Source organism: Azospirillum sp. TSH20, from assembly GCF_003115935.1.
Classification (GTDB): Bacteria; Pseudomonadota; Alphaproteobacteria; order Azospirillales; family Azospirillaceae; genus Azospirillum.
This window is the reverse complement of the sequence record NZ_LGQU01000074.1, coordinates 24,006-30,814: the sequence shown is the minus strand read 5'-3', so window position 1 is coordinate 30,814 and position 6,809 is coordinate 24,006. Positions and strand designations below refer to the sequence as shown.

The 6,809-nt window shown below is 66.4% G+C and carries 8 protein-coding genes; 7 read left to right on the top strand and 1 reads right to left on the bottom strand.

Features of this window, described 5'->3' with window-relative positions; genetic code table 11:
• From TSH20_RS20350 to TSH20_RS20325, 7 genes are all read left to right on the top strand, one after another.
• On the top strand, positions 1–458 hold a 458-nt coding region (locus TSH20_RS20350), incomplete at its 5' end, for a UbiA family prenyltransferase (RefSeq protein WP_199232439.1).
• Positions 455–640 (top strand): hypothetical protein, encoded by a 186-nt coding sequence (locus TSH20_RS34700; RefSeq protein ID WP_146205467.1) that lies wholly within the window; start codon positions 455–457, stop codon positions 638–640. The genes TSH20_RS20350 and TSH20_RS34700, both read left to right, overlap by 4 nt.
• Positions 640–1,281, top strand: a complete 642-nt coding sequence (locus TSH20_RS20345) for a cytochrome c oxidase assembly protein (protein ID WP_109076410.1) — start codon at positions 640–642, stop codon at positions 1,279–1,281. The genes TSH20_RS34700 and TSH20_RS20345 overlap by 1 nt, the downstream gene beginning before the upstream one ends.
• A gap of 21 nt (positions 1,282–1,302) precedes the next feature.
• Positions 1,303–2,178 (top strand): cytochrome c oxidase subunit 3, encoded by an 876-nt coding sequence (locus tag TSH20_RS20340; protein WP_199232136.1) that lies wholly within the window; start codon positions 1,303–1,305, stop codon positions 2,176–2,178.
• Between the two features lie 33 nt (positions 2,179–2,211).
• The gene (locus TSH20_RS20335; protein WP_109076409.1) at positions 2,212–2,619 is read left to right on the top strand and encodes a DUF983 domain-containing protein; all 408 of its coding nucleotides are present in this window, start codon (positions 2,212–2,214) and stop codon (positions 2,617–2,619) included.
• Positions 2,616–3,416, top strand: a complete 801-nt coding sequence (locus TSH20_RS20330; protein ID WP_109076408.1) for an SURF1 family protein — start codon at positions 2,616–2,618, stop codon at positions 3,414–3,416. The genes TSH20_RS20335 and TSH20_RS20330 overlap by 4 nt, the downstream gene beginning before the upstream one ends.
• A complete protein-coding gene (locus TSH20_RS20325; RefSeq protein WP_109076407.1) occupies positions 3,394–4,881 on the top strand; it encodes a carboxypeptidase M32 in 1,488 nt (495 codons plus the stop codon). The genes TSH20_RS20330 and TSH20_RS20325 overlap by 23 nt, the downstream gene beginning before the upstream one ends.
• Positions 4,882–5,296: 415 nt before the next feature.
• Here the strand turns inward: TSH20_RS20325 and trpE are convergent, their stop codons facing one another.
• Positions 5,297–6,808: an anthranilate synthase component I gene (trpE, locus tag TSH20_RS20320; RefSeq protein WP_109076406.1), complete on the bottom strand. Its 1,512-nt coding sequence runs from the start codon at positions 6,806–6,808 to the stop codon at positions 5,297–5,299.
• Position 6,809 lies beyond the last annotated feature (1 nt).

Here is a 6,809-nt window from a genome sequence, read left to right as displayed (position 1 = left end):
TCGGCGGGGCTGCCGGCGCCTTCCCGCCGATGATCGGCTGGGCCGCGGTGACCGGGACGGTCGATCTGCCGTCCGTCCTGCTGTTCCTGCTGATCTTCCTGTGGACTCCGCCGCATTTCTGGGCGCTGGCCCTGTTCCGCAACGGCGACTACACCCGCGCCGGCGTGCCGATGATGCCGGTGGTGGCGGGAGAGGCGGCGACCAAGCGCCAGATGCTGCTCTACACGCTGATCCTGCTGCCGGTGGCCGCGGCGCCGTACTTCGCCGGCATCGCCGGTCCGGTCTATCTGGCGGTGTCCGCCATCCTGGGCCTGATGTTCGTCGGCTGCGCCGTCCGCGTCCTGCGGGCAAGCAACGACAAGCCGGCCAAGAAGATGTTCGGTTTCTCGATCCTGTACCTGTTCCTGCTGTTCGCCGTGATGATGGGCGAGCGGATGATCCTCGGAGGGTGGGCATGACGGTAATGGAACGCGATGACCTGACCGAAACCCGCACTTCGGTCGAAGAGCAGAGGCGGCAGGAGGCCGACCTGCGGGCCAGGAAGCTGCGTGGCCGCAATCTGGCGGTTCTGGCCGCGCTGCTGGCGCTGGTCGCCCTGTTCTACGCCATCACGGTCGTGCGGATGAGCGGGGCGCACTGATGGCCGGGCGCGACGACAGGCTGCGCCGCCGCAACCGCCTCATCCTCGGCAGCCTGTTCGGGCTGGTGGTGGGGATGATCGGGCTGACCTATGCGTCGGTCCCGCTCTACTCCCTGTTCTGTTCCGTCACCGGTTTCGGTGGCACGACCCAGCGGGCGGAGCAGGCCGCGGCGCGCGTCCTCGACCGCAAGGTGACCATCCGATTCAACGCCGACACCAACTCCGCCCTTCCCTGGTCCTTCAAGCCGGAGCAGAAGGAACTGGTGCTGAAGCTGGGCGAAACCGGGTTGGCCGCCTATCGCGCCGAGAACCGGGCGGCAAAGCCCACCGTCGGCACCGCCGTCTACAACGTCACGCCCGAAAAGGCGGGCGCCTATTTCAACAAAATCCAATGCTTCTGCTTTGACGAGCAGATCCTGGAGCCCGGCCAAGTCGTTGACATGCCGGTGACTTTCTTCGTCGACCCGTCGATGGCCGACGATCCGAACATGGACGACGTGACCACCATCACGCTGTCCTACACCTTCTTCCGCGCCAAGGACAGCGAGGCCAAGCTTGCGCAGCACACGGCCACCGCCACGTCCGAGGCTTCGGGGGCAAGCAAACAAAAGGCGGAGCCGGGGGCGACCGCCACAAACTAAACAATATGGGGTAGTGAGACGATGGCCGACATCACCCACGGGCAAATGCCGCACGCCGAACCATCAGCCCATGAACCGGGCGCCGGCATCCCGCATCCCTACCATCTGCTGAAGCCCAGCCCCTGGCCGCTGATCGGCGCCTTTTCCGGCGGGCTTCTGGCGACCGGGCTGGTCATCTTCATGCATGGCGGCGGCAAGTTCCTGCTGGTGCTGGGCGTGCTGGCCATTCTGGTGACGATGTTCGGCTGGTGGCGCTCCGTCATCCGGGAATCGGTGGTCGAGCGTGCGCACACGCCGGTGGTGAAGATCGGCCTGCGCTATGGCATGGCGCTGTTCATCGCGTCGGAGGTGATGTTCTTCGCCGCCTTCTTCTGGGCCTTCTTCCATGCGGCGCTGGAGCCCAAGGTTTCGCCGATCAATCCCGACGCCATCTGGCCGCCGCCGAACGTGCATGTCATCGACCCGTTCGACATGCCGCTGATGATGACGCTGACGCTGCTGCTGTCGGGCGTGACCGTCACCTGGGCACACCATGCGATTCTGGAGGGGCAGAACCGGACGGCCGCCAAGGCGCTGGGACTGACCGTTCTGCTGGGCGCGCTGTTCACCTTCTTCCAGGGCTATGAGTACGTTCACGCCGCCTTCAAGTTCACCGACGGCATCTTCCCGTCGACCTTCTACATGGCGACCGGCTTCCACGGCTTCCATGTGCTGGTCGGCACCATCTTCCTGGCGGTCTGCTGGGTGCGCACGGTGAAAGGGCATTTCACGCCGGAAAGCCATTTCGGTTTCGAGGCGGCGGCCTGGTACTGGCACTTCGTCGACGTCGTCTGGCTGTTCCTGTTCGTGTCGGTCTATTGGTGGGGTGGTCATGGCGGTGTGATCGCCGCCCACTGACGCCACCGGTGCCGAGCCGTTCCGGCGGCCCATATGTCTGCCGGAACGGTCCGAGCGGGAGGTCATTGCGTGATCGATCTGTACCCCAGAGTTTCCCCGTTATCGGCGGGCTTGCGCAGCGTGTGCCCGCGCTGCGGCAAGGGGCGGCTGTTCGACGGCTATCTGACGGTGGCGGAGCGCTGCAATGTCTGCGACCTGGATTTCTCCCAGGTCGACAGTGGTGACGGGCCGGCGGTCTTCCTGATCTTCATCCTGGGTTTCCTGGTTGTGCCGGTGGCGCTGTGGGTGTCGATGACGGTGGACTGGCCGCTGTGGCTGCATGCCATCGTCTGGAGCATCGTCGTGCTCGCCCTGACCCTGGGCATGCTGCGGCCGGCCAAGGCCTATGTCGTCGCCTTGCAGTACCGCTATCGCCGCAGCGAAGTGGAGAAGGGGTCTTGAGCACCACTGCCGTCGAGACGGGGGAGCGGCGCCGCTTCCGCCCGTCGCTGGGGGCGACGCTGGTCACCCTCGCCGGGCTGGCAGTGACCATCGGGCTCGGCACATGGCAGTTGGAGCGGCTGCAGTGGAAGCAGGACCTGATCGCGCGGATCGATCGGCAGATGGCCGAACCGGCGGTGCCTCTCCCCACCCGCATCGACGATCCGACAGTGTGGGAGTTCCGCCCGGTGACGCTGGACGGACGCTTCCTGAACGACAAGGAAATGCTGCTGATCGCCCGCCCGCACCAGGGACAGGTGGGCTACGAGGTTCTGACGCCATTCCAGCGGGCGGACGGGGCCGGCATCGTGCTGGTCAACCGCGGCTTCGTGCCGATGGACCGCCGTGATCCAACGACCCGCACCGCTGCGCGGGTCGAGGGGGAGGTGAGCATTAAGGGCATCGTCCGCGTGCCGCAGCCTGCCGGCTTCTTCCAGCCCGGCAACGGCTCACCGGCGCCGGGTTCTGCCTGGATGCGCGCCGATCCGTCGGCGATGGCGGCGGCGCTGTCGCTGGGCGAGGTGGCTCCTGTGGTGGTGGAGATGCTGCCGGGGCAGGGGGCCGGGTTGCCCGGTGCGCCGGCCGGGACGCTGGCGGGAATTGCGCCGCGGGTGGAGTTGCCGAACAACCACCTGCAGTATGCCTTGACCTGGTATGGGCTTGCGGTGACGCTCGCCGGGATCTACGTGCTGTCACAGCGCAAGCGCGCCGACACCGGAACCGACGGACGACCCGATGACCGCATATCAGGAGCTTGAACGCCGCCACGCCCGCATCGCCGCCATCGGCGACGCGCTGGGCATCCTCGGCTGGGACACCCAGACGATCATGCCAGAGGGTGCCAACGACGGCCGGGCGGAGCAGACCGCGACCCTGTCGGTGATTGCGCACGAGTTGGCGACCGACCCGCGCATGGCCGACCTGCTGGCCGAGGCGGAGAGCGACGACAGCCTCGACGCCTGGCAGCGCGCCAACCTGCGCGAGATGCGCCGGAATCACGTCCACGCCACCGCCATCCCCGCCGACCTGGTGGAGGCGACCAGCAAGGCCGTCTCCGTTTGCGAGATGACATGGCGTGCGGCGCGGGCGGAGAGCGACTTCGCCAAGCTGCTGCCCTCCCTGACCGAGGTGCTGGCCCGCGTGCGAGAAGGAGCGGAAGCGCTGGGCGCCGTGATGGGGATCAGCGCCTATGACGCGCTGCTCGACAGCCACGATCCGGGGGCGCGGGCAGAGCGCATCGACGCACTGTTCGCCGATTTGTCAGGCTTCCTGCCCGACCTGATCGGCCGCGTGCTCGACAAGCAGGCAGCGGCACCGGCAATCGTCGAGCCGCAGGGGCCGTTTCCCGTCGATAAGCAGCGTGAGCTTGGCGTCCGCATGATGGAGCGGCTGGGCTTCGATTTTAGCCGCGGCCGGCTGGATGTGTCGCTGCATCCCTTCTGCGGCGGGGCGACCGGCGATGTGCGCATCACCACCCGTTACGACGAGGCGAACTTCACCGACGCGCTGATGGGCATCCTGCACGAGACCGGCCATGCGCTGTACGAGCAGAACCGTCCGCGCGCATGGTTGAGCCAGCCGGTGGGCCAATCGCGCGGCATGGCAGTGCATGAAAGCCAATCTCTGCTGATGGAGATGCAAGCCTGTCGCTCGGCGGAGTTCATCACGTGGCTGGCGCCGGTGGTGCGCGAGACCTTCGGCGGAGAGGGACCAGCCTGGGAGGCCGACAACCTGCGCCGGCTCTATAGCCGGGTGGAACGCGGCTTCATCCGCGTCAACGCCGATGAGGTCACTTACCCTGCCCACATCATCCTCCGCTATCGCCTGGAAAAGGCACTGATTGCCGGTGATCTGACCCTGCCGGACCTGCCGGGCGCCTGGAGCGATGGTATGGCCGAGCTGGTCGGGGTGGTGCCGCCAAACGACCGGCTTGGCTGTCTGCAGGATATCCACTGGCCGGGCGGCGGCTGGGGCTATTTCCCGAGCTACACGCTGGGTGCGATGACCGCGGCCCAACTGTTCGACGCTGCCCGCACCGCCGATCCCGAGATCGTCCCGGCGCTGTCGCGGGGCGAGTTCGCGCCGCTGGTGAACTGGCTGCGGGTGAATGTGCATGAGACGGGCTGCTTCCACGCCTCCGGTGACGAGTTGCTGACTGCCGCGACCGGCCGGCCGCTGGATGCGACGGTGTTCAAGCGCCATTTGGAGCGGCGGTATCTCTGACCGTCAACTCGCGGGAGGCGTGCGGAAGCCTCTTGGCAAGCGTGAGAAATGGCTTATCTTTAGGGACAGGTGCGTCGGGGTCTGATCTACCCCGACGCACCCATCCGATCAGCGGTTCAGAAGATCAAGGCACGCCTTGATGATCTGCAACAGCAGGATCAGGAGTGTGAGGATCTTTTCCATCCTCTTCTCTCCCTTGTTGTGTGCGGCGGTGGCGGCCTATCCGCCACCCCGTTCACACAGTTCCACTATAGATGCACGGTTGCAGATGTGTGCGGCGCCACTGGCCGACAGCGTGCAAATTCCTGTGGATAATCCATTTCCCAGGAGAAAGCTTCGATCGTCAGCAACTGTTTGGGCATGAAAAAGGCCGCCCTTGAGGCAGCCGTTTTTTCGTTGCGCGTGACTGCGAAGATTACCCGCGCGCGGTGGTGCGCAGCGTCTCCTCGGCGGCACGAATCAGGGCCATCGACTTGTTGACGGTCTCCTGATACTCGGCCTCCGGATCGCTGTCGGCGACGACGCCGCCGCCGGCCTGGACATACATCATGCCGTCCTTCAGCACGGCAGTGCGCAACGCGATACACGTGTCCATCGCGCCCGACGCGCCGAAATAGCCGACGCAGCCGGCATAGACGCCGCGGCGGGCCTTCTCCAACTCGTCAATGATCTCCATCGCGCGGACCTTCGGCGCACCGGACACCGTACCGGCCGGGAAGCCGGCGACCAGGGCGTCGAGCGCGTCGAACTTCGGATCGAGGTCGCCCTCGACGTTGGAGACGATGTGCATGACGTGGCTGTAAAGCTCCACGATCATCTTGGACGTCACCTTGACCGTGCCGACCTTCGCCACCCGGCCGACGTCGTTGCGGCCGAGGTCGAGCAGCATCAGGTGCTCGGCCAATTCCTTCGGATCGCTCAGCAGATCGGCGGCCAGCGCCTCGTCTTCGGCCGTGGTGGCGCCGCGCTTGCGGGTGCCGGCGATGGGACGGACGGTCACCTTGCCGTCACGCACGCGCACCAGGATTTCCGGGCTGGAGCCGACGACCGTCAACTCGCCGAAGTCGCAGTGGAACAGGAAGGGCGACGGGTTCAGGCGGCGTAGCGTGCGGTACAGCGCCAGCGGCGACGGCTTGAAGGGAAAGCGGATGCGTTGGGACGGCACGACCTGGAAGATGTCGCCGGCGCGGATGTACTCCTTCGCCTTCTCCACGATCGCGTGATACTCCTCGCGCGTCGTGTTGGAGGTCCAGGCCAGCGGCAGACCGTTCTCCGTCCGTGGCTCCCGCCGGTAGGGCAGGGGACGCTCAAGGTCGGCCAGCGCGTCGGTCAGCCGTTCCCGCGCGTCGGCATAGGCCGTGGCGGCATCCTTGCCGGCCTTCGGCCACACCGGCGTCACCAGCGTGATCGAATCGGTGTGGCTGTCGAAGATGGCGACGATGCTGGGCCGGGTCAGGATGGCGTCCGGGATGTTCAGCTCGTCCGGATTGTTGTCCGGCAGCCGTTCCATCAGGCGGACCATGTCGTAGGTCATGTAGCCGAACAGACCGGCGGCCATCGGCGGCAGTTCTTCCGGCAGCGGGATCCGGCTCTCGTTGATCAGCGCGCGCAACGCTTCCAACGGCGCTTGGTCGAGCGGCTTGAAGGCGTCGCGGTCGTGCAGGGCATCGCGGTTGATCTCCGCCCGGTTGCCGCGCGACCGCCACACCACGTCGGGCTTGAAGCCAATGACCGAATAGCGGTCGCGCCGCGACCCGGCCCCGCGTTCCGCCGACTCCAGCAGGAAACCGAACGGACGTCCATCCGCCAGCTTCATATAGGCGGAAACCGGCGTCTCCAGATCGCTGACCAGCGTGGTCCACACCACCTGCGGCCGACCGGCGGCGTAAGCGGCATCGAAGGTGGTGGTATCGGGCTGGACCTTCACG